The organism is Achromobacter sp. UBA2119 (assembly GCF_002331005.1).
In the GTDB taxonomy this organism is placed as follows: Bacteria; Pseudomonadota; Gammaproteobacteria; order Burkholderiales; family Burkholderiaceae_B; genus Achromobacter; species Achromobacter animicus.
In genome coordinates this window covers 306315-330085 of sequence record NZ_DCYD01000013.1, presented here as the reverse complement: position 1 = coordinate 330085, position 23771 = coordinate 306315, and the positions used below count along the sequence as shown (strand labels likewise).

The following is a 23771-nucleotide window of genomic DNA, read 5'->3' as shown; positions in this document are numbered from 1 at the left end:
AGTTTTCACTGCAAACCAACACACGCCGGCTTTCCTCACCTCTTTGCCCCAGAAAAGCCGATAAAGGTGGAATTCGGCCCAGGGTGGATTCCATTGTGCTTCGCCCTCTGCGAGGAACTTGAGGCGATGTGGGAAGCGGCTCCACCGCCTAAGTTTCACATCGCCACGATAAGGGAAAAGTTTGGCGTGCTGCGAATCGCATTCTGCGTGCCGTCCGGCGATCCTCTGATGAGCTCTCTATATCAGTTGACCCATCGCTATGTGAAGAGGTCGTCTGAGACATGCGAGCTGTGCGGCGGTCCTGGAGTCCTGATCGATCAACCTTGGCAACGTGTGCGCTGCGCGTTGTGTCGAACTTAGATCTCAACGGGAGGCTCCGTATGAAGCTGAATGTCTTCTTCCGCCGGACCTTGCTGGGCACACTTGAACGCGAGCCTGGGGGAAACTTCTCATTTTCGTACGCTGATAACGTGCCGGCAAATTACGCCCTCGCGCTTGGCATGCCTACATCGCAGAAGTTTTGGAAAAGCCGAACTCTCTTCCCGGTTTTTCAAGTCTCGTATCCCGAAGGCTTTCTTGAACGACTACTGGAACAACGGCTGCAATTGAGTGGCGAGACGTCCTCTGAATTGGCGGTGCTTCTCGCTTCTGGCCAAGATCGAATAGGAGGCCTGCAACTAGTTCCTCCCGCGGTCCTAGGACAGGCGGGAACTCTAGCCCCTATATGGCCGAAAGACAGTGGTGCCGTTTCTTCCCTCGCCGATCTGAAAGCGGTCACATTGGGACGGTTGCCCGGAGTGTCAGGAGGCTTTCCGAAGCACCTGGGGACATCACCGGATCCAACATCACCCAGCCCCCTTCATCCCTGCATTGTGAAAACCAATGACGCTGACCATCCAGAACTAACGGTATTGGAATTTTTTGGCATGAAGGTCGCCAGGGCGATGGGGCTTACGACAGCCACAGCACGACTCTCAGAGGACGGCGAAGAGCTTTTCGTAGAGCGCTTCGATATCGATGCCGACGGAGCGTCGCTGCAGTTTGAAGATATGTGCTCGTTGCTCGGACTCGCAGCGCGTGACAAGTACGCCGGTTCTATCGAACGTGTGGTGCGCACAGTTAGGGACCTTGTGGAACCCGAGATCGCGGACGTCAGCTGCTCGAACCTCTTTGGCCAATACTTGCTGGCAGCTTCTATACGAAACAGTGACGCGCACCTGAAAAACTTTGGCGTTCTCTATTCGCCTGAGTCAAGGCCGCAGCTAGCTCCCGTCTACGACATGCTGACGATGGGAGCTTATGCTCCGCGCAGCAACAATGGCGATGCTTTTGATGGCATGGCGCTAACTTTGTGCGGAACGAAACGATGGCCTCGCAAACCGGAGATCGAGTCCTTCGCACGTCTCTGCCGCATTTCAGCAGCCGAAGAGGCGGCTTGGCACGGCCGTCTCAGCGCGGCGATCAGCCTGGTCAGCAAAGAGGTGGCTGAATTCTCCTGTCGAAAAGTGTCAGCCCCGACCTTACATCGACTTAGAAGAATGCTGGAACTATGGTCGATAGGCTGCTCGCCAATGTCACCCGCAGCATCCCGCGCTGCGCTAGAAGCAAGCCACGCCGTGCGAGATTTGCAGTGATGACATACGTTGGGCAACTTTCACGACTGTGTTCCTCCGTTGCGTGATGCCGATGCACTTGGCAATGAGTAGAGGCGCTGCCTGCCACAATGTCGGCTCTGCTAAAAGCAGATGAGAAGGGTTATCGAACTGACGGCTTACCGGTAAGCGGCAACAACATGGAACACTGGATTGATGTTGCTTAGACGCAGTGGAGACCCGGCAGGAACTGGATCTAGCTTCAATAAGTAGGTGGGCGATCAACCTGGTGAGAAACACGTTGCACACTTCCCTTCGGCTAGGTGTCGGGCCAACTGCCGCCGGCGCTTGCCTTTCTTTGCAGCATTCCTAACAACGACCACCTCAGGCTGCTCGCGCCATCCAGCCATCGCCAGACATACGAGCGATTTGCCGGCATGCCCACTAGGCTTGGAAGGGGTACTCCGCCGAAGGTTGACGTGCGAGAATTAGCCCATGGCAACCGTTCGCAAACGCCCATCCACGACTAGTGGGGACCTGTCTGTAGTCCGCTACGTCGTCCAAACCGGCTCGCCCACTCCGAAGAGCAAAGCTCCTCGGAAGCAAACAGGCGAACTGGTGCGCGCCGCAAAGAAGGTAGCAGATCCTAAGCCAGCTTCTAAGAGGGCCAAAAAAGCTTCGGGCCCGCCCGAGTCGGTTACCTATACTGCTCTGGCGGCACCAAAACGCACCAATCCGTTTTTGGTAGGTCATAGAAAGGCCATTGAGATTGCCAAGCGCGTAGGGATTCTCGACGAAGCCGGCAATCTCCAAACGTTCTACCTGTGAAAGCAGGACATTTGATTGCCGGTTACCGCGGTGGAGATGTAGTAGTCCGTGACGAACTGGTGAGCCGACGACTCGCATTCCGCATTCAGAGTCGCAATGACTACGACTGGCTGGACCGGCGTCTAATTTTCGCGAACGACGCGGAGCGAACTCAATTCTTGTTTCCGTGAGCATTGACCCGTTCACATCAAAGTCCTTGCGGTGGGGCCGAACTCTTTAGACAGTGTCGAACAGCGAAGACGAAGACCTGGCCACACCCCGACAGAAAGGACGATCGGCACTAATGCTTCGACCAAGGGTTGGGTTGACGGTATGCATCTCCTCGAACTTACGACCGAATGCTTAGGGGCGAGGGCCTGCACGCCGCTTCATGGCCGCGAGCCGCCGCTGGTGACGGGCGGCTTCCGACCCATAGCTGCCGTTCGAGTTCCATTGCTAAAGTTCGCTTTGTGCAAGCGGTCATTTGATAGAAGCTGCGTCTAAAGATCGATGCAATCGACGCCAGAGCACAAGATCGACCGTTAGCTCTGAGAAAGAGGCGTGTCGTACATCTTCTTCAACAACGGCTCCATCAACTTGTCCGTTAGCTCCCACTCATCTTCGGTAAGCATGCTGTATCTCTCTGTCAGCGTCATCTCGAGGTCGAACTTGAGGTCGATAGGTGTTTCCAAGCCAACGATAAGTTGCATGCCGGCGGGCAAGTCCTTCGCGATGAAACTCAGGACGGCAGGAAGGTTAAAGTCGTCTTGCGCTTGCTGGTTTGGCGAATCGATGACTACCGGGACGTCGTACGTGCCTTCCTTGCTTTGTACGGTGCGCCAGATGGCGGCGTAATAGGCAAGGATCGAGCGAGGTCCACCACTGCCCGAAAGAGAGGGGCGGGACCCCAGTTGCATCGTTTTGGTCGTGACCGAGTGCAGCTGCAGAGCGATGCGGCCGTCCGCGTAGTGTTCTCGGAACTCGGCCAAGATTTTCTTCGTGCGCTTAAGAGAACGCAGTTCCTTCATCCTTGTTTCAAGTGCGTTGATCTTAAGGACCACGGCGTCGATAGCCGCCTGAATCTGCTTGCGCTCGGCCTCGAACGTTGCGAATGCAGACTCAGCGCCGAGGCTTCCCACAACGTCCTTGAATCTCAGCTCGCCCTTGCGCGAGTCCAGCAAACGAGAGATGCGCTGGTAGTTTTCGTTAAGTGAGCTTAGCTCGGCGAAGACCTTATGAGTACGCTTTCGAACCTCTGCGGCATCTTCTCTCAGGCGTGCAGCGAGCTCGCGAAGGACGCGCGCATCCTCTGCAAACTCCAGCAAATCGAGGAACGGTTTTTCGTGCTCCGCGTGGCACGTCGGGCAGATGAGTGGCGCCGCGCCGTCCTTGAGCAGGTATTTGGCATCGCTGTCATGTGCAGCGAGAGCGATGTCCGCAAGATGGATTTGATGGTCCAAACTGTTGAGAAGCTCTTGCTCGCGGACTGCACTACTTCTAAGCACTTCTTGTCGAACGTTGAGCCCATTGACCTCTTTGGTCAGCAGTTCAATCTCGGCAGCAAAATTATCAGCGTCGACTTTTGGTCCAGACAGCGGGACAGATCTGCTGAAGCGATCTATCGCACGTTCGAGTAGTCGGTATTCTTGTCGGTGTTCCTCTAGAACCTTGGAATGTTGGGACTTTTCGGCACTTGCCGAGTAGTACTCCGGTGGGCATATGCCGGTGAAGTACTCAAGAATCGGCTTAAAAGGTGCGTTGAAGCGCTTCATGCCGCTGAACGTGTTCCATTCAGCCTGCCAGCTTCCATCCTGGTTGACGTAGAAGGGTGCGAAGAAACACGCTGGATCTGCAGGGACCACCTCCGCCTGCTTCTTGTCAGAGAAAACCAAATTGAAGTCGGTTATCTCACAAAAGCGTCTGGACCAGTCGCCGAACTTGGATGTGGAGATGAGCAGATTGAACGTTGCATCAAAGAGCGCGCGCCGCCCATCCTGGTGGAGGGCGAAGTAGCTCCGGCTGTCTACTGAGAACTCGAGTAGTGACGCAGCGTTTTCGTCCCATTGTTCGAGCTTTCCCTGTGGCGTCGCGCCTAGCGTCTCAAACAAGCTCCGAATCAGCGTCGTCTTGCCTGTGTGGTTCCTCCCCACTAGCAGGTTCCTGCTCGGATGAAACTCCACGTGACGTGCCTTCTTCTCGCGATGAGAGAGAAGCCAAATGTTTTTGAATCGGAAGCGATGCATAGTCTTTTGTTCTCAGGCTTCGGACGAGGCGTCTTAGTTCTGGTCCACGCATTTCGTTATGGCTCTCATGACAAACCGGGCAATCAGGTCGATATCGCGCTGTGCGCCGAATTGGGCCTTGAGCGCGGTTAGGGCGGCCTCAGTGTAGGGCCGAAGTTTGGATGTAGGCGGATTTGACGCGAGCCATGCATCGCTGAATTGGTCGATGTCGCGGGATAAGTCAGTCCCCCCGGTGAGTCGATCTTGCTGGGCACGCGTGGCTGCGACCCGGATCGACGAGATGGTCATGAAATCCACGCCCTCAGATTGAAGTTGGTTCAAAAAGTCGTTAAGCAAGGCGCTGCGGTCGGGCACGGCCTCGAGGGCTGCTAGAGCACCCATGAATGCTCTTCGCGAAAATCCGCGTTCTTTAACAAGCTCGTCGAATGATTGGCAGCAGTCTGTTCCACGCGTCAGCGGCGAAATCTTCATCACCAATGACTCTACGAAGGCCCTCGCCTGGCCGGCATGTAATGGGCTGCGCTCGATTAGCAATTCAAGCGCTGCGGCAATCGCCGGTGCATTCAGATTGTCGGGATGTATAGCGACCTTCTGCAGCTTCAGCCGAGTCAAATCAGGTGGAGAACCGTCCGTCGACAACGCGGCAAAAGCGTCGGTCAACAGCTGAACATGGTCGGCAGCCAAATCTGCGAGTGTGCAAGGCAAAGTTGTAGCTGCGGATCCGCCTCCTGCAAGTGGGAAGTCGCAGCCCGCGTTTGAAAGGAATACGCCTTCGACAGACAGCGCCGTGAATGCGTTCAGGCTGAGTTGTAGCTTGCCAAGTGCGGAGCCTTGGACCTTCTTAAAGTCCAGCGCCTTTCGAGTTGCGGCAGGAGCCTTGGTGGGCGTCTTTGGAGCAGTCGATGCTCCCTTGGGAGCAACCGTACCTGTGAGCACAGACCAGCTCCAAGTCCCCGCGTCCTTCTTCTTGACTTGATAAACCCTAGCCCGTGTTGGCTGGGTTGCAGAATCTAGTTCTGCGACGTCCTGAACGGATTCAAAGAGGAGTAGGAAATCCGGCTCATTGGCCTTCTCCAACTCCACCATCCGGACGACAGCCCACCAGCGCGCAAAGTCTACGCCCTTGGCCCCGTGCCCGCCACCGGTCTCTGAGTACTTCGGATTGTTTGCAACGGACAAAAGCTCCGTCGTACCTCTGATTCCGCTCAACGCCCCCTCCTAAATCGGCTTCGTTTACATGGTGGAGTTCTTTGACGCGCCGCCTATCATCGTGGATCAATAGATTTATGTAAAGTCTTGCAACATCCGGCCTCGTTATAAACCAAGATGCTGGATCTCGAAATGTAGGAGGAGAGACGCATGAAAGACGATTCAGATCCGTCGTACGCCAAAGAACTCGCGGAGATGGAAGCTTGGGACAGGATGCTCTGGCTTGCTCGGGCCTACCTGGAGGCAAGCGAGGCGTTGTGCCACGCGATGCTCGATGGAGGATTCTCATCTCAGTACTCGTCGAGCCGCGTCGTTCTTCATATTGCGCGCCAGGGTATTGAGCTCTTTCTGAAAGGAGCCATCGCCGCTCATGACGAGGCGCCTGAACACCATGGCCACAACCTCAATAAGCTTTACAGAGAATACCGACGCCTTTACCCCGAGCTTAGGTACCATTTCGAGGTCCCGCGCCAGTTTTTGGTGTCCCTGAACGAGGAGCTGTTTCCTGAAGATACCGAAGCATTCCATGGAGTATTGGACCAGCGCCATCGATACGCGACAGATAGAAAGGGAGCTTCGTTCGCTATTCCGGAGACTTTCGACCCGGTGACAATGAAAGAGACGCTTAGCGAACTTCGCCGCGTATCCCAAGTTATCGAGTGGGTCGAGTTACGGCCTTATCTAAAGGCAGTGCTGGGGAAGGGCGGGATGTGACGTACGACTTCAGGTGTCTGTGCTATGGGTAGACAAATTCCCGGTGCTCGGCCGACGCGGTGGTCCGCGGGGATAAATTAAAAGGCTGCTTCTGGCCGTAGGTCGTCATGCGACACGAAGCGGCCGCCAAGCACTTGTAAGAACCTCGGCTCAGTAGGATGACAGATACCATTCATACTTTCCCGCACCAAAGATGGTGGCTTGTAGGCTAGCCCGAAGCGACTGTAAGTTATGAACCCACTACATCCCTATATGTTTGATGTATTTGCCTTGTCGCTGCCGAAAGGACTTAGTTTTGGCGACGAGCCTCCAGTAAATGCGTGGATTGGTAGCGGCAGGCTCACTGTCGGTGTGTTGACCCAGAACCAGCATAGCAAAAAGCACGGTGTTCTTGTCATGCGGCGCCGAGAGGACGATGTATGGGTAGTGTTGCGTAGAGAAACGGGTGCCTTCAGGCAAGAAGATGCGATGGCGATTATTCGTCAGGCATGCGACGAGCCCGCTAGACGTGTTCCCGTACCGTCGGGGGTCCGTAGACGGGCGCCACTAGCGGATGCCAAGGGTAATGAACCCAGCGGCATTTTCAAACTGCTCGCACATCCCTGTCGAGAGCGTGGAGCCTGGATGCTCAACCAGTTGTATCTCGCCATGCCGAATCCAGACCCTAACTGGGCCAGCGACTGTCGGACTAATAATTTCCACACTCGCTTATGGGAAGCTCAGCTTCTGGCTAGCTTCCGAGAGCAGGGTCTGTTGGTTACCCAGGACCACTCATCGCCAGACTTCCACGTCGCCAATCGCAAGGGTGGCGAGGCTTGGGTCGAAGCGGTAACTGCTAATCCTCCAGTGCCATACGACCATGCCCATGCAGGCACAGCTCCGTTTCCTCTAGATCGACGCGAACGCGTGCTGGGAGTGGCGGCAGAACGTTATGCCAGAACCCTGCGAAACAAGTTGAGCAAGGGCTACAGCAACATGGCACATGTGGTTGGCAAACCGTTTTTGATCGCAATAACGGACTTCCATTCCCCAGGATCCATGATGTGGAGCCGTGAGGCTCTTATCGCCTATCTCTACGGGGTGTATGCCCGGGAAATAAGTGGCGACAAGAGGATGGTCGCTGTAGCTGAAGCAGTCAATTTTCTCCCGGGAGATCCCGATATTCATGCCGGCTTGTTCTTTTTGCCCGAAGGCCAGGAGTTGTCGGCGGTTATCTTTTCGAATGCAGCTACTTTGGCCAAGTTGAGCCGCGTACCTATTTCCGCCGGTGGAAACAGTGGCAACTACCGTTATGTGAGGATTGGTGAGTTCGCAGATGACACCCCGGGGGCACTGCGCGGTATCCCATTCAGTATGGACGTAAACAGCGACGAGTATCGTCAGTTGTGGAAGCCCTACGGCTACGAACCTTGGACGGCGGAGATCGAGGTGTTCCACAACCCAAACGCGAGGTATCCGATCAACCCGGCGCTATTTCCAGAAGCAACTCATTGGCTTCTTATCAATGGTGTGATGGATTGCCAGCGCTACTTCAACACCAGCATCCTCAAGAGCCAGACTTTGATTCAACCGGCATCGCAGCCTGTCCCAAGGGTGGACGAGCTAGTGTTTCAAGATACCTATGATGGCGTTGACACTGAGTTTGTTGAGGACATCGACTGAGGATCAATATCGCGTTAACGTATGCTTTTGTGCCACTGAGGCAAGAGCGCATCCGTAATTCTGGCGTTCTTCAACGTCCGCTCCTGGCCGGAAGCGGTCGGACAAAGCGCCGCGACATCTGTTCCGGTCACTTCTCGTAGCCACTCTGGCCATCCGCTGTCTGAATTGATTTGGCTCCGTTGTTATTAAGACCGCGCCTCCGCAAATATCCTCCGACGATAAGACGGTTTGCAGCCACTCAACGTCGGCGGTCAGAATCCATCGAATTTCGTCAAAGCTGGAAACCCCGCGCCTTCCAGTCTAAAACCACGCGCAATCCCGCTCATCCGCTCTGTCCGCGGCGGTTTCTCTCCACACAGATTTCTTCCGAAAGTTGTGTTTGGGCATGGGAAGTAGGCGATCAATCAAGGCTGGGTTGACAGCCAGCACGGTCCAGCCGTTCGAGATTAATCATGCCCGCTTGGAGCTACTTGCTTGAGTACGCGCTAAATAATGTTCGCCCCACAACTTCATTGCCTCGAGCGTAGGCGCCAGCGTGGTACCGAGTTTCGTAAGTGTGTATTCCACCCGCGGCGGGACTTCCGCGAAGACCTCTCGGGTGATGATGCCGCTCGCCTCCAGCTCGCGAAGCTGAAGCGTCAAAGAGCGCTGCGTCACCCCCCCGATCAACTTTCTCAATTCTCCGAAGCGTTTGGTCCCACTAAGCAGGTAGTGAATGATCAACGGCTTCCATCTTCCCCCCGCAATGTCGACAGTTATTTCAACTGCGCATCTGAATTCCCGCTGCTTGATGTCCGCCATGGCCTGCTCTCCCCCTCATTAGTATATTTAGTATACCTAGGTATCAAAGGTGTGCCTACTTGTACATAAGCCTCTTGCGTCCAATAATGCGCTCAAGAAGGGCGCTGCGTTGGCGCTCGCAGGAGAATGCAATGAAGGCTGCCTACTATGACCGCCAAGGCCCCGCAGACGAAGTACTGCGCGTCGCTGATCTACCTCTTCCCCACCCCGGTCCGGGAGAGGTTCGGATCCGTGTTCACGTGTCGGGGCTGAATCCAACCGATCTAAAGGCCCGGACGGGATTTTCTTCCGCCATGCCATTTCCCCGGATCATTCCTCACCAGGACGGCGCGGGCGTGATCGATGCCGTCGGAGATCCGGCAGACTCCGGTCGCATCGGCGAACGGGTCTGGATCTACGAAGCCCAGTACGGGCGGCCGAGCGGAACTGCAGCGGAGTACGTTGTAGTACCCAACGCGCAGGCTGTGCAGCTTCCCGAGAATGTCTCCTTCGACACCGGCGCATCGCTTGGAATCCCCGCGCTTACCGCTCACCGCTGTCTTTTCGCAGACGGGGACTTGAGAGGACTGACCGTGCTGGTGCATGGCGGTGCCGGCGTGGTCGGGACAGCCTCCATCCTGCTTGCCAAATGGGCCGGTGCGTCGGTCTTGGCAACGGTCCTGAACGAAGAGCAGGCAGCCATAGCCCGGGCCGTAGGCGCGGATCTCGTCTTGGACCGGCGAACGGATGATATCCCTGCAGCCGTGACGGCCCATACGGCCAGCAAAGGGGTTGATCGCATCGTAGATGTAAACATCCAAGCTAATCTGGATATCAATCTGGCATGCATTGCCCCCGGCGGCGTCATCAGTTCATACGCGATGACGAATGCAGCCGATGAGCTGTCACTCCCCCTTCTGAAAGCGATGGTACGGGGCTGCGTGCTGCGATTCGTATTCATCTATTCCGTTCCCGTCGAGGCCAAGCGCCAGGCGGTCGAAGACATCACGTCATGCCTGCAGAGCGGCGCATACACACCGCATATCGGCCTGAAAGTCGGCTTGGAAAGCATCGCGGAAGCCCACCTCGCCCTCGAGTCTGCTTCAGTGATGGGCAAAGTTCTGATCGGCGTGTAAGGCGGAACACTGGATATCAAGGATGGCCCATCCATGCCGTGGAGGAGGCCGTCTCAACACTCGGATTCGTATGAAAAAGAGTATTTCGTTAGACGACATCTACTATTTCGTTCAAGTCGCCCGCCACGGTAACTTCAGTGCGACCGCACAAGCGCTTGATGTGCCGACCGCGACGCTTTCCCGACGTATTACGGAACTGGAGAGGGCGTTGGGCTATGTCCTATTTCAGCGAACCACCCGAAAGGTATCCCTTACGGCGCTTGGCGAACGCTATCTTGAAGAATGCGCCGACAGGCTCGACGGTCTTCTGAATGCGCATGAGCGCGTGCAAACCTATCTTGAATCACCGGCAGGAAAACTGCGCGTTTCCATCTTGCCGGGACTTGCACCCATGCTTCCAGATGTCGCTGAAGATCTGAGCAAGCGTTTTCCCAATCTGAATTGTGAATTCGTACTGAGCAGCGCAACCAAGGAGGCCGAGCTCTGTGGCATGGATGTCCATATCCGCTGCGGGCCGCAGGAAAATTCGTCGTGGATTCAAAAGCCGCTGTTGAACCTGCGCCGAGTGCTGGTGGCATCCCGCGGCTACCTCAAGTGCCATGGCGTTCCGGCCTCGCCGCAAGACCTGTACCGACATATTCAGATCTCGGCGCATGCCGATAGCATCTGGGAGCTTTCGCGGGCCGCAGATATCCAGTCCATCGCGTTGACGCCGAAGCACACCAGCAACAGCGTCATGTTGAATCTGCAGATGGCCAGCCGTGGGTTGGGCATTACGCAGGTTCCGGCGCAGTGCGCCAGGCCGCACATAGCTTCCTTTGATCTGCAAAGAGTGTTGCCGGAATGGGAGCTCCGGCCAACGATGGTCTATGCGTTATTTGAAAGTCGCGTGATATCGGCGCGGGCGGCCGCATTCATCGCAGTACTCAAGGAGCATCTGGTCGCCCAGTTTTCTGAGGACTTGGGAGTCGGGCGCAAGCAAACATCAACGTGGAAAGCCGTCCATGGCTTTGATGGCCTTGAGCTGCTCCATCCCGCGAAATTGCTCGAGAAAACCCAGCCCTGTCCTAGTCTCTGTTGATTTTTACGCCTTCCCAGGACGCGCCAGCGGTCTTCGGCAACGCAGGGGATCCGCTCGGAAGCAGCAACCTTCGGTTGACGCTACGGCACCAGCCCCGCCACCACACCTACAACATGCTGCAGCGCCCGGTCTCTATCCCTGCGCCGATGCCAAGCGAGATGCAAAGGGAATCCGCATACAGCAATCGGCGGCGGCAACACAGTGAGGTCGCCGGCGGGGGGCACGACGCGCGAGGGCAACATCGCGATCATGTTCGAGCCGCGCAGCAAACCCGGGACCATGCCGAATGACGGCAGCACCACCCCGACGCGGCGCTTGCGCCCCATCCGTGCGAGCTGCGCATCCACCGGGCTGCGAGCCTCGGCTCGGCCAGAAACAAGAATGTGCGGGTATGCGTACTTGGATGAAGAAATGTCGATACGAGGAGTGCGGATTATCGCGGCGATTCCCGCCCTTCTAACGACGATGATTAATTTGAAGATATTGAAGAATAATTTCTTTGGGTATAGAAGATAACAAATACGCACAGCAACAACTAGAACACATGTACTGCATTTTTAGAGTTGCACCTGTTCTAGTTACCGCCGCGCGTTGAGGAGACAGACCAAGAATTGCAACGTTATGGCAAGAAATGAGTGCCACGTAACGTCAAGTCTCTGTTCTGATCACGGTTCCGTCCTCGAGTTCGTTCATCGTTTCGCTTACCCAGTCCGCTATCGTATCAACACCAAGCTTGATGTTGTCCACACTGCAATGCTCAGCCCCTCCGTCTTTCAACGTATGCACAAAAAGCTCGGCTTTAGGACTGTTTACGCACTCCCGAATCAGACGCTCTGCTTGCTCCAGCCGAATCTGGCGATCATTTTCGCCGTGCGTGACCAATATCGGGCAACGAATTCTATCGAGAATCCCTTCCAGACTCATACGATCGGCAGTGGTTAGCATGGAGTCTATATCCTTCTCCCCAAAAACCCACATAACGTGATCCCAATAATGCGGTACCGGCAGCCGTTGATCGCGGCTTTCGTAGCGATATCGTTGCGTAGCGCCCCAATCATAATTGGCTCCCCATGCAACGCAACACCGCAATCGGGGTTCGAACGCTGCAGCGCGTGGAGCATGGAAACCGCCTAGCGACAAGGCCATAATGCCAATACGTCCTGTATCCACGTCATCACGGCACTCGAGATAATCAACGCACGCCGCGGCGGGTATCTCTGACTCTGGGAAGTTGGTAAGTCCGTGAAACCGCAAAGCTTCGCCGACGCCGGGATTGTCAACTAGTAATACGGACACACCACGGTTTCGAAGGGCGTCGCCCATCCCCAGGAGGTAAAGAATCTCTTTGGTGACATCTAGGCCATCAAAGTGCACCATGCACGGCGCTAGCCCCTCATCGTGTCCGACAGCGGGAACGAACAGTGCGGGTAGGATGCCGCCTTGGTAGGGAACGTTGACGAATTCAACTGGCTGATTAGTTGTCTCTACATACTGGCGAAAGCAGGTGAGCATTTTGCTATACGCGGTACTGCGGTCAGCGAAGTTCGGAGACTGCATCCTTTCTGCCTGCACATAGTAAATCGCAGCGCGTCTGAACTTTTCGCCAGCACTAAGTTGCCGACCCCGCTGTAAATCTTGATGAGCAAGCAAGGTCAAACGATCACCGAGGCCCGTCCAAGACGCGAAGAGAATTTCCGCCGCTTGGGGATCTTGCCGAAGAGAAGCCTCCTTCGCCAAAAAAGAGGCATCGTCGATTTCGCCAATGGCGGCCCCCATGCCCAGGGCTAAATTAACAGCCATATTCCAGGTGTAGTTTTCGTCAAAGAATTGAAACAAGCTTAGCTCCTAATTCGGGTCTTGAGCACCAACCGACTGGCGCTGGGGATTAAGATAGGAAATCCGCTGGGTCCAGATTGCCATTTTCGCGTCAAAAACTAATCGCGGCAGCACTGTGTCACAGCGAATCTGCAGAAATGTTTTCCTCAGCGATGAGCTTTTCCCAAAGCGTCCTTTCTGCGAGGATATCCTTAGCGAACTGATCAGGAGATTGGTTAACCAGTTCATACCCCTCCTTATGAAGCCTCGCATTCAAACCAGGATCGCTCATAACTATTTTAATTGCCGACGCAAGCCTGTCGCGCACATCAGGGGGTAAATCTTTCGGCCCGAATATACCCTGCCAGATATACGCTTCCACAGGAACCCCATGTTCCGTCATGGTCGGAATATCGGGGACCGCAGCTGTTCTCTTTGCTGCGGTCAGAGCCAATCCCTTCATTTTTCCTGCCTGCACCATGGATTGGGCGTTTCCTACGGAATCGCACATATAATCAACTTCTCCAGACATCAGAGCCGCAATTGTCGGGGCAGCACCCTTGTAAGGAATATGCAGTGCTTGGATGCCTGCGGCGCGATTCATTAGCTCGCACGCGAGGTGATTTCCACTTCCCGTGCCGACGCTTGCGTAAGTCATCGCTCCTGGCTGCGACTTCGCCAGTTCAACAAATTCCTTAAAACTATCGACTTTAACTTTTGGCGACGCCAAAAGGTACATCGGATATCGGACGGGCTCCGTAATGGGAGTGAAGTCCTCTACAGGATCGAAGGGACGGGGTTTTCTCAGCAACGGACTGATGACTTGTGCACTATTAGAGGTATAAAGAAGTGTATATCCGTCGGGTGCTGCATCTTTCACGGCTCTCGTGCCGATGAGGCCCGTAGCCCCTGCGCGATTGTCCACTATGATTGATTGTCCCAATTCGTCGCCAAGTAGCTTGCCGATCAGCCGCGCATAAATGTCGGTTGGACCGCCAGGGGAAAATGGGACTACCAACCGAATAGGCTTAGATGGATACCCTTGTGCGGATACCGTAGCCGTCAGCGCCAGCAGTGCACTAGCAATCCAGGCGCGCAAAGTTCGGCTAGAAGTCAGCATCGATGTCGTCTCCTTTGTATGTGTCCTTTCATTGTGGCGGCCCCACCAACCGACGACAAATGCCAAATAGTTTGCCGTGCTATAAAATTTACTTATAGAGGAGGGGTGCCATGGATTTGGTTCAATTGCGCTACTTTGTGCGGGTTGCTCAGCTAAAAAGCTTTACGAAGGCTTCCAAGGCTCTGCACATCACCCAACCCGCCCTAACGCGCCAGGTTCTTCTACTTGAAGAAGAGCTCAACGTTGCACTCCTGTATCGTCACAGTCGAGGGGTCGAACCCACCGAGGCCGGGGCACGGCTTGCCTCTGGTGCTGAATCGATCTTTAGAGCGGTGCAAGATGTCAGAGCACTCGTCGCAGAGTCAACGTCGACCGTTGCGGGGGTGCTAAGAATCGGCTTCCCCCCTTCTCTGGGCGGCTTCGTGGTAGGTGCTGCAGTTCAGTCCTTCCAGCGCACCTATCCAGATGTACGCTTTGAGCTCCGAGAAGGACTGAGCAGTGACTTACAGGATCATCTTCTCGGTGACCGGTTGGATATCGCCATCTTGATGAGAGGTGCCGACTTTCCTTTAATCAGCGTTCCCCTGTGTGTTGAGGATTTGTGGGTCGTTCGGCCCGTAGGTTCAAAAGGGACGGGGGAATCGGAATGCTGCACCCTTGACGATCTTGCACATCAAGCGCTTATTCAACCTTGTTCGCGGCAAATGGTACGTCAATACCTGGACAGTGAAGCGTCTCGACTTGGCATCACTCTGAACGTCATTGCGGAAGCCGACGGACTAGCCATCACGAAGGACCTCGTGCGACGCGGAGTGGGAGCACATATTTCCCCGTATTCTGGTATTGGCGCTGATATCAAACGAGGAGTTTTTTCGGGCGGCCCAGTTAAAGATTTGGCGATTTCTAGATATATAGCTCGGAGAGTTGACAGACCGCTGACTGTCGCCACGGCCAAATTTCAGGAGGCCCTTCTGGCTACGGTTCACACTTTGCATTTGACGGATGCAGCAATTCGACCAATGGCCGCTTAACAGAAAATTGCGCCCCACTTCGGTCACTCGACCGCAGAGCCGAAAAACAATCTATGCACATCGGACGGTGACTCCAGCAAAGTCCGAGCTTTTGTGGACTTCATTAACGGGTCCGAGAAAATATTGATTTGCGCTCGCGACGGCTATGAAAACAGCTCGCTTGCCGACGAGCTCGAGGACGAAATCCTGGATCTGTTAGCCGAACCGCCGATGCGTATCCCGGCGCATCCCTACGCAACCGCCCCTGAGTGAAATCCGGTCCTGCCTGGACGCTCAGTTCAGAAGCGCCATTCGCGCGACCGAGAGCATGCCAATTAGCGTTGAAGTCAAGCCAGCTCCCGGCCAAGAACGGACTTTCACGCGAGTTTGTAACCGCCAGTCGTGATGGCAGCGCACTGATTAGCCGTTGACCCATGAATTAAGGAAGCGCTTGCCCGTTTCGAGCAAGCATTTCTAGCGCGTCATCGGGCGTTGTCGCCCCGACAGTCTCTCGAAGCACCGCTTCAAATGGCTTCTCTTAAATCAGTTGCTGCCGAAGCACGCAGCAATCCGTGAATGAGGTGGTGGGGGACGCAAAAGCCGATCCTACTGAAGCCGCCGCCGCGCCCCGACGGAAGAAACGACCGGCTAGATTTCATGAAGGGGCCCCCGTCCGGCCGCCTCGGATGAAGGCGCTTGGCGCTTGGCCCAACCGCTTGCGGAACATGGTCGAAAACGCGCTGGAGCTGTCATAGCCGAGATCCAACGCCACCTTCGTGACCGACTGCCCCGCCGACAGTCGGGGCAGCGCTGCTAGCAGGCATGCCTGCTGTCGCCATGCGCCGAAGCTCATGCCCGTTTGCAGCCGGAACAGCCGCGTGAAGGTGCGCAGGCTCTTGTGCATATTCTGCGCCCACGCCTCGGGCGTCGCCTGCAGGCTGGGCGTCTTCAGGAACGCCTTGCACAGTTTCGCAAGCTGGCGGTCCTGCGGGATGGGTGCGAACAGCGGCATGGTCTGCGCCTGCCGCACCTCAAACAGCAGCAGTTGCACCAGGGCGCCATCGCGCCCTTGCTCATCGTAGAGAGCAGGCAGAGCCAGAGAATCCAGCAGCAGCTCGTGCAGCAGCGGCGTGATGACCAGCGGTTCGCAGTGCGCCGTCGGTCGCGGTGCTGCGTTCGGCTCGATGTAGAGGCTGCGCGTGCTCACCCCCTGCATGCGCACCCGGTGACGCTTGCCCGCCGGAATCCACACGCCGCTGTACGGTGGAACCACCCACGCTCCATCGTCCGTTTCAACCTCCATCAAGCCCGTCATGCCATAGAGCACCTGCGCGCGCCGGTGCGTGTGCATATCCAGCAGCGTACCTGACGGATAGTCGGTGCAGATGGCGAGCAGGGGCCGAGCCACGGCGTCGACATCAGCGAGGGAGACGTTCTGCATGATAATTCAATGGCCGAAATAAAAGGATTGTTGACCAATTATCGAATGAAGGCCATTGCCTGCGCAGTTATCGTGATCTTTTGCAAAGAAAACGGCTTTCCATGTATCTGTTACTGGGGTTCTTCGGTGTCCTCGCCGGTGTGACAACCGTGCTGTTCGGCTTCGGCGGCGGGTTCGTCGTCGTGCCCGTCCTTTACTCGGTTCTGCTTGCGACCTATGGTGCCGAAAGCGATGTGGGAGGCTCGGCTATGCACATCGCTGTCGCCACTTCGACTTGCGTGATGATCTTCGGCGCGAGCATGGCTACGCTGCGTCATTACAAGGCTGGCACCGTACCCTGGAGCCAGGTGCGGCCGCTGCTGGGCTACGTTGCGCTGGGCGCCGTGCCGGGCGCGGCCGCCGCGATGGCCTTGAGCGGCGCCTGGGTGCGCTGGGCCTTCATCGTCTATCTGGGGCTTACGATTCTTGACAGTCTGCTGCGACCCGGTTTCACCGAGGAAGCCAAGGCACGGACTCGCCCGCTGGATAGGCTGGGGACTGCCGCCGCAGGGACGACGATTGGCGCAATCGCGGCCTTTCTGGGCGTGGGCGGCAGCGTCATGACAGTGCCACTGATGCGCAGGCGTGGCGCCAGCATGACGGCCGCGACCGCGGCGGCGAATCCCTTGTCGCTGCCGATGGCGGTGGTCGGCTCCGCGAGCTACGTGCTGCTTGCCTGGAATGTGGCGCCGCTGGGCGCATGGCATATCGGCTACATCGACCTACGCGCCTGCCTGGTTCTTGTCGCGGGCTTGTGGTTGGGCATTCGGGTTGCGTCGCGGTGGATCGGCAAGATTCCCGACGCCATCCATGCCAAGGCGTACGTCGCGCTGCTATGTCTGGTTCTGGCCGTTATGCTGGTGGTCTAGCTTTCTACGCGGGACAGGACCGCATCACCTCGGGCGGTCTTTACTGTTTTCGAAGCGGGGCTCACTCAAACCGTTTGGGCGGCCCGGATAGGGCCTGAGGTGCGTTATGGGTCACCAGATGGGCTCAGCCCCCTATCGACAGCATCGCTTTCATCGTTTGCTGGAAGCCTAGGATGCGCATGACCCACTTGAGGTTATAGGCCAGTACATTCAAGCTCATTTCCGTGCTCACATTGCCCAAGCGACGAGTTAGGAAGTGGGTATAGCCCATCCAATGCTTGAACGTGCCGAACACAGGTTCCACCGTGTGTCGCCGCACCTTCATCCAACCTGGCAGTCGGTCTAGTCGGCGCTGCGCCGCCTCAAGCTCGGCCCCAAGTTCCCATCGACTGATACGCCGAAACGCGCTAGGTGTGCATCGCTCCTTTATAGCGCATCGTGGGCAGGCACTACTCCAGTAGCGCCGCAATTGAAGACCATTCTCCTCTCGCGTAAACCGGTGGATGGCGCGCTAGCCTGCAGGGCACTGTACTCATCGTCCTTCGCGACGTAAATGAAGTCCGAACGGTCGAAGCGGCCTACGGCCTTGGCATTGAACGTTGTGGGTTCGGGCAAGATCGCATCTATACCTGTCTCCGCACATACCTTGATCTGCGGCGCGCTGTAGTAGCCGCGATCTGCAATCGCACGCAATCGCTTCTTGCCCATCGCCTACCGCGCGGCTTGTGTCATCGATGCCAATGAGTCCTTGTCATGTCCTCGGTTCGTCACTTCGTGCGCGACGATCAGATGGTGCTTGGCTTCGACAACCATCTGCATAGCAGACCATCTCCGAGCCCCGGCCGCTGGTAGCCATCGAGCGGGCCTCCAGGTCGGTCACTGACAGTTGACCGCCTAGACTGTCTTTTGAGCCTCTCCTTGACGTCATCCAACGTGCGCGTTTATTTGCGCAGACGTTCGATCTTGTCACTGAGCCGATTGGTCCTGACCTCGATCTCGACAGGTTGCGTTCGGTCCGCTGTATCGAGCGCCGCCAGATAGCGGTGGATGGTCTCCTCAATCCGCTGCTGACGACCATCTATCTTGGCAGCCGTGAAGTTCTTGTAAATACGAAAAGTAAAGTCGGTCGCAACCGGAACGAACCAGATCGTCACTGATTGCGTAGCGAAGATGGACTCATCGGTTGTTAAAGCATGCGCGGGGCCGCAGAGCGGCTCTCTTATGGGTGCCTCCGATTAGCTAGGGGCGCACCAGGCTCTGTCCGGCCGGGTTTCGGACCTGCGCGTCTGAGTGCACTTGGGGATAGCGGTCGTCGACGACTGGCCGCTTTCGACCCATTGCTGCCGTTGACGCCTCGTGGCTCGATGTCCGCTGTGCAGCATTCTTGGTCACTCGTCCTGGTTGAGCTGATTCTCGGTCTCCGTACAACTGCGATCATCGAGTGAGCCGGGGCCACCGTCCCGCGGACGGCTGGCATCGAAGGCACGGCGGACGTAGCCAGCATCGCCGCACGATGCACAGTCCGTCCTGTACAAGTCGCCGCGACGCTTTCATTTAGTCGACTGAGTGCTATCAAGCAGCCGCAGGCCCCTTTTCAGTAGTTCCTCTCAACGAGAGCGGTGCACGTCGTCGGCGCGGCCGTCGTGGCAGATGCGTTAGCATCATGTTACAAAAAGCGCCCGCGAACGTCAGACTCAGCTACGCGGGCAACGACGTGGTGACCCAGCGAAGGAGTGAGCATGTATCTGAAACACATACGCGCGCGGAACTACCGCGCGTTCGGGAACGGCACGTCTGCGCCAGCACTTGATTGGGAACTCAATCCTGGGCTCAATATCCTGGTGGGTGAAAACGACGCGGGCAAGACGTGCATCGTTGACTCCATCCGCCAGGTGCTACTTACCACCAGCTACGAGCCCGTCCGGCTCTTCGAGCAGGATTTCCACATCAACGGAAATGACCGTGCGCACACGCTCAACATCGAAGCCACACTGTGCGGCCTAAATCCTGACCAGGAGGCCTCAGTCCTTGAGTGGCTAACGCTTGAGAAAGACGGCACCTGCTCGCTTATCCTTCATCTCGAAGCGCGCTATCACCCGCCTCAGGCGACAAAGAGGGCTCGGGTAGACACCATCGTTCGGACCGGAACGAACGGGACTGGCCCGGAGGTTGGCCACGCGGTCAGAGAACTAGTGCGGGCGACCTATTTGAAGCCGCTGCGCGACGCCGAAGCAGACCTACGCCCGGGTCGGCAATCACGCCTTTCTCAAATTTTGGGTGTACACAACGACATCGCTGGCCAGGAGGTGAACGACTTCGACAAGGCCTCGCCCAAAGAAATTCCAGAGCGGCTGGTTGGTCTGATGGCCTTTGCACAGCATCACCTTAGCGAGCATGAGGTCGTGAAAGGCGTCGAGAAGGATATCAACGACAACTACCTCAGCCAGTTCGCGTTTTCCGGAGACGACCTCCAGTCCCGCATTCGCATCGTCCCTGACCTCGCGCTGTCGCCAATCCTGGAGAAGTTTGAGCTATCGCTGCTTCCGGGTGCGCATATCCATCCCGATGCGCGATGTGCCCGTGGCCTTGGCTACAACAATGCCCTGTTCATGGCTACGGAACTAGTTCTGCTGCGCGATGGTGAGGAACTGGCGCTGCTGCTCGTCGAGGAGCCCGAGGCCCACCTCCATCCTCAATTGCAAGACCGGGTCATGGATCTCCTGAACGAGCATTCGAACGTGGACCAGGCTGACAAGAGGGTTCAAGTCATCATGACGACCCATAGCCCATCGTTGGTGTCAACTGCGCGCATCGAGGATATGACGCTTGTGCACAAAAGCCAGACTTTCCCGCTGGCAGCGGGGAAGACGAAGCTCAAGCGCACAGACTACTCGTTCTTGCGCCGGTTTATCGACGCCACGAAGGCCAACCTCTTCTTTGCGCGTGGCGTCATGATGGTAGAGGGGCCCGCAGAAGCCATCTTGCTCCCTGCCATCGCGGAGATGTGCGGCCGGTCGTTTTCTAAGCACGGCGTGTCGATGGTTAACGTCGGTCACACCGGCCTGTACCACTACGCCCGCATCTTGCAGCGCGAGGGAGGCGGACCGGATATCCCTATTCCGGTCGTTTGCCTGACCGACCGAGACATCGTTCCCGACGTTGCCAAGTCTTACGTGCCGACACCCGCAAAGGGCAAACGCTTCGACTCGGATTATTCCGCGTCGGAGATGGCTACGCTGGTGAAGAACAAGAAGGACCGCGCGGAAGGTGGTAAGACGATCGTTTGTGTCTCAGACCGTTGGACTCTAGAGTACGACCTCGCGCTGTATGGCTGCGCGGAACTTATGTATCTTGCAATCACGCTTGCAGTGAGGGCCGATTCCCGCGAGGAGCGTCTCGACGAGCAGGATGAGGTCGATACGCTCGCGGCTGCCAAGGTGAGTTGGGCCAAGCTCAAGGAAGCTGGGCATGCCCCGGACGAGCTCGCCTCAATCATCTACCGGCCGCTCAAGGTGAAAGAAGCCTCGAAGGCGATCGCCGCACAGTACGCTGCTTACCTAGTCTGCACCGGCGCGTATGGTGAGGGAGAAGGCCTATTCACGAAGCTGCCTCCGTATCTGCAGACTGCGCTTGCCCACCTGACCAGCGCTCCCGCTACGAAATCCGCGGCTGCACCCGTTGCGGCAGCCGGTGTGGCCGTGCCGGCCGCAGTGGCAACTCCCTTGGTGCCAGGAGCAGCGGTGGTGTTTCCTTCGCCGGTGCCAGTTGGTGCGGGAGCTGTCGCATCCATCCCCAGTCCGCCGTGGCCTTCGACTCCGCCGGCGGTTCCGGCCGTGCCATCGGCAATTCCCTCTGTCCTGAAGGTTACGAAGGTTTCCGCGCCTGCCGTTGCTGCATCTGCTCAGTTAGTAGCTACTCAGCCCGCGAATCCGACGCCACCTGGCACCGAGGCAGCAAAGGGAACTGAGGGAGCAGGCGTGTGAATACGGTAAGAATCCAACCCGAAGACCTAGCCGAGCTGGCGACGTTGGCCAAGGACTTGAACTTCGACGATAGCGAGCGCCGCTGCGCGCTGCTCGAGAACAATTCTCGCGATTTCAACGCTGTGCCAGGCAGCGGGAAGACGTCGCTGCTCGCGGCCAAGTTGCTGCTGCTCGCCAAGAAGTGGCCCCATACGCGACGAGGCATTTGCGTGCTGAGTCACACGAACGTCGCACGTGATGAAATTGCTCGGCGCCTTGCGGAGACGGCGGACGGAGCGCAACTGCTTAGCTACCCTCACTTTATCGGAACCATTCACAGCTTCGTCAATCAGTTCTTCGCCATGCCGATGTTGCGAAGCTTGGCGCAGAAGGTCGACGTCATCGACGATTCAGTGTTCGCTGAGAAGGCTCTGGCCCGGTTGCAGCTGGGTCAGTTCTCCAAGCTGCGTTATTTCCTGAAGAACCAGAACAATGGCGATGGCATCGCCACGTCGCTGTTTTACAGAACGGCAGCGCTTACGGTGAATGTCGAGAGCGGTGCGCTGCCGGCCACTCACACGCAGTCCTATCAATCCCTGGTCAGCCTCAAGAAGCAACTCACCAGCCTGGGTATCTTTCGGCATCGCGACATGTTCGCGTATGCAGACTTGGCACTCCAAACGTGCCCGCACCTTACCGACGTCGTGCATCGACGCTTCCCCATGGTGTTCATCGACGAGATGCAGGACACCTCGTGGGACCAAGAGTCCTTCCTGAACCGCATCTTTGATTCGAAGTCCGTAATGCAGAGGTTCGGAGACGTCGACCAGAAGATTCTGTCGGACGAGGAAAACGTTGACTTGCTCACATTTCCGCGCCAGAACTACGGTTGCATCAGTACTAGCAAGCGGTTCGGTGGAGCAATTGCGCACGCCATAGGCAGGGTGCGAATGAGTGGCGCTGCCGTGGTTGGTGAAGGGGCTGATACCCAAGCTCTCACTCTATTCCTATACGCGGCCGATGACGTCACAAAGGTCGTCCAGCACTTCGGACGAACCGTCATCGACCGCCTCAGCGAAGCTGAGGTCAGCACACGTGATGTGAAGGCGATGTGTGCTCGAAAAACGGGCGAGACCACTCAATTGGCTGGGCGTCATTTACGTGACTACTGGCCGGTCTATGGAGATGGGCTGCCCAGCAAGGGCATGCGCTCAGGAAACTTCTGGAGCCTGGTCGGAGATGCGGAGCAGTCTTTTCAAGACACCTCACTCAGTGCGCGAGTTTCCGATGTCCGTAGGGCCTTGCTTCTAGTGCTTCGTGATGCGGATGCTCCGTTAGCTAAGGACCTCCGTGACGGGCGCGCATTGCCAAGAGCCGCCAGCGCGTTCGCGCCTACGGGTCGTATAGACGCGCTGACCCGCCAGTTGACCCTGTTCGGTGAGCGGCTTTGTTCAAACGACCAACGCGCAGTTCTCTTCCAGCTTCTGTACGAAGGGCTTAAGCCCTATCTTCCAGAGGCGCTCGAACTTGACGCATTCAAGGCGTTGAGGGTATTTGCCGAGCCCGAAGTTGCGACCGCTGCGGCTACTCCTGTAGCAACCACGTGCGAAGCTCTTCACCAAGGAAGGTCTCTCCGGTTTGGACTAGGGACGGTCGCAAGCATGAAGGGGGAGACGCATTCAGCTTCGCTGGTGCTCGAGTCCTATGGTGGCATCAGTCGCAAGTTCGATGTTGCCCTCGGGCTCGAGTACATCGCAGGTGTGCCGTCAAAGGCGCTAGCAAAGCTTCCGAAGACTCAGCAGGCGCAGATGCGGAACCTCTACGTGGCGATGTCACGTCCAACGACCCTGCTATGTCTTGCTGCAAATGAGAGTCGTGTCCCGCAGAAGGTACGTGAGGCCCTCGTTAGTCAGGGCTGGCACATCGAGACGGTGACTTGAAATCCCTCTTCGGACGGACGCATCTGCAGCATGGTCCAAGGAAATTGGCCGCATAGAAGAAGGTTTCCCAACCTATATGGCCACGAGGAGGTCAACATCAGCTTCGGGTCCGCCCCATTAATCACCTCTGGCGCGACAGGTCGTTCAAATGCCAAGCTCTAGCGGGCCTGGGGTGAGTGACCGGTGGCGGTGGTGTGACGGGCGTACGAGGCGCGGACCATCGAATGCAGGGCTATCGTCGCAGCGGCCGTTCAGGCCATCGACCACGTATGACCGGGTTCATCCTGAACCGGTCGGCCGAGACACAATCATCAAGGGGCGGCTCTTGGCCAAAAGCGGCCACCATGGCGG

Annotated in this window: 18 protein-coding genes and 1 pseudogene; 11 read left to right on the top strand and 8 right to left on the bottom strand. The window is 56.8% G+C overall.

Annotated features, from left to right (window positions below; genetic code table 11):
* Window positions 1-380: 380 nt before the first annotated feature.
* Together B3098_RS13820 and B3098_RS13815 are read left to right on the top strand one after the other, a co-directional pair.
* Window positions 381-1634 carry a type II toxin-antitoxin system HipA family toxin gene (locus tag B3098_RS13820; RefSeq protein WP_286897080.1) on the top strand — a complete coding sequence of 418 codons (1254 nt, stop codon included), beginning with the start codon at window positions 381-383 and terminating at the stop codon, window positions 1632-1634.
* Between the two features lie 453 nt (window positions 1635-2087).
* Entirely contained in the window at window positions 2088-2420 is a 333-nt protein-coding gene (locus tag B3098_RS13815) for a hypothetical protein (protein WP_286897078.1), read from the top strand.
* 521 nt (window positions 2421-2941) lie between these two features.
* Here B3098_RS13815 and B3098_RS13810 read toward each other — a convergent pair.
* Together B3098_RS13810 and B3098_RS13805 are read right to left on the bottom strand one after the other, a co-directional pair.
* The gene (locus B3098_RS13810) at window positions 2942-4507 is read right to left on the bottom strand and encodes a hypothetical protein (protein ID WP_286897076.1); all 1566 of its coding nucleotides are present in this window, start codon (window positions 4505-4507) and stop codon (window positions 2942-2944) included.
* A 168-nt stretch (window positions 4508-4675) separates the two neighbouring features.
* Entirely contained in the window at window positions 4676-5851 is a 1176-nt protein-coding gene (locus B3098_RS13805; protein WP_286897073.1) for a dsDNA nuclease domain-containing protein, read from the bottom strand.
* A 150-nt stretch (window positions 5852-6001) separates the two neighbouring features.
* On the opposite strand from B3098_RS13805, the gene B3098_RS13800 reads away from it, so the two are divergent.
* Window positions 6002-6565 (top strand): hypothetical protein, encoded by a 564-nt coding sequence (locus B3098_RS13800; protein ID WP_286897070.1) that lies wholly within the window; start codon window positions 6002-6004, stop codon window positions 6563-6565.
* Window positions 6566-6796: 231 nt separating this feature from the next.
* Window positions 6797-8227: a hypothetical protein gene (locus B3098_RS13795; protein ID WP_286897067.1), complete on the top strand. Its 1431-nt coding sequence runs from the start codon at window positions 6797-6799 to the stop codon at window positions 8225-8227.
* A gap of 450 nt (window positions 8228-8677) precedes the next feature.
* On the opposite strand, the gene B3098_RS13790 is transcribed toward B3098_RS13795, so the two are convergent.
* Window positions 8678-9028: a winged helix-turn-helix transcriptional regulator gene (locus B3098_RS13790; protein WP_286897065.1), complete on the bottom strand. Its 351-nt coding sequence runs from the start codon at window positions 9026-9028 to the stop codon at window positions 8678-8680.
* Window positions 9029-9159: 131 nt separating this feature from the next.
* On the opposite strand from B3098_RS13790, the gene B3098_RS13785 reads away from it, so the two are divergent.
* Both B3098_RS13785 and B3098_RS13780 read left to right on the top strand, forming a co-directional pair.
* Window positions 9160-10143, top strand: coding sequence for an NADPH:quinone reductase (locus tag B3098_RS13785; protein ID WP_286897062.1), 984 nt, complete (start codon window positions 9160-9162; stop codon window positions 10141-10143).
* 70 nt (window positions 10144-10213) lie between these two features.
* Window positions 10214-11224, top strand: coding sequence for a LysR family transcriptional regulator (locus B3098_RS13780; protein ID WP_286897060.1), 1011 nt, complete (start codon window positions 10214-10216; stop codon window positions 11222-11224).
* Between the two features lie 80 nt (window positions 11225-11304).
* Here B3098_RS13780 and B3098_RS13775 read toward each other — a convergent pair whose 3' ends face one another.
* The 3 genes from B3098_RS13775 to B3098_RS13765 form a co-directional block, all read right to left on the bottom strand.
* Window positions 11305-11751, bottom strand: a complete 447-nt coding sequence (locus B3098_RS13775; RefSeq protein WP_286897057.1) for a LysR substrate-binding domain-containing protein — start codon at window positions 11749-11751, stop codon at window positions 11305-11307.
* Window positions 11752-11872: 121 nt separating this feature from the next.
* Window positions 11873-13060, bottom strand: a complete 1188-nt coding sequence (locus B3098_RS13770) for an alpha/beta hydrolase family protein (RefSeq protein ID WP_286897055.1) — start codon at window positions 13058-13060, stop codon at window positions 11873-11875.
* Window positions 13061-13178: 118 nt separating this feature from the next.
* Window positions 13179-14159, bottom strand: coding sequence for a Bug family tripartite tricarboxylate transporter substrate binding protein (locus tag B3098_RS13765; protein ID WP_286897052.1), 981 nt, complete (start codon window positions 14157-14159; stop codon window positions 13179-13181).
* A 110-nt stretch (window positions 14160-14269) separates the two neighbouring features.
* On the opposite strand from B3098_RS13765, the gene B3098_RS13760 reads away from it, so the two are divergent.
* Together B3098_RS13760 and B3098_RS13755 are read left to right on the top strand one after the other, a co-directional pair.
* Entirely contained in the window at window positions 14270-15190 is a 921-nt protein-coding gene (locus B3098_RS13760) for a LysR family transcriptional regulator (protein ID WP_286897050.1), read from the top strand.
* Between the two features lie 93 nt (window positions 15191-15283).
* Complete coding sequence (locus B3098_RS13755) at window positions 15284-15442, top strand: hypothetical protein (RefSeq protein ID WP_286897047.1); 159 nt, start codon at window positions 15284-15286, stop codon at window positions 15440-15442.
* Between the two features lie 382 nt (window positions 15443-15824).
* On the opposite strand, the gene B3098_RS13750 is transcribed toward B3098_RS13755, so the two are convergent.
* Complete coding sequence (locus tag B3098_RS13750; protein ID WP_286897044.1) at window positions 15825-16610, bottom strand: AraC family transcriptional regulator; 786 nt, start codon at window positions 16608-16610, stop codon at window positions 15825-15827.
* A gap of 101 nt (window positions 16611-16711) precedes the next feature.
* Between B3098_RS13750 and B3098_RS13745 the strand changes: the two genes are divergently transcribed.
* Window positions 16712-17518 carry a sulfite exporter TauE/SafE family protein gene (locus B3098_RS13745; protein ID WP_286897042.1) on the top strand — a complete coding sequence of 269 codons (807 nt, stop codon included), beginning with the start codon at window positions 16712-16714 and terminating at the stop codon, window positions 17516-17518.
* A 124-nt stretch (window positions 17519-17642) separates the two neighbouring features.
* On the opposite strand, the pseudogene B3098_RS29225 reads toward B3098_RS13745, so the two are convergent.
* Window positions 17643-18621, bottom strand: a pseudogene (locus tag B3098_RS29225) (transposase); the annotation flags it as partial.
* Between the two features lie 636 nt (window positions 18622-19257).
* Between B3098_RS29225 and B3098_RS13725 the strand changes: the two are divergent.
* Window positions 19258-21501: an ATP-dependent nuclease gene (locus tag B3098_RS13725; protein ID WP_286897030.1), complete on the top strand. Its 2244-nt coding sequence runs from the start codon at window positions 19258-19260 to the stop codon at window positions 21499-21501.
* Between the two features lie 56 nt (window positions 21502-21557).
* Entirely contained in the window at window positions 21558-23420 is a 1863-nt protein-coding gene (locus B3098_RS13720; RefSeq protein WP_286897028.1) for a UvrD-helicase domain-containing protein, read from the top strand.
* Window positions 23421-23771: the final 351 nt, after the last annotated feature.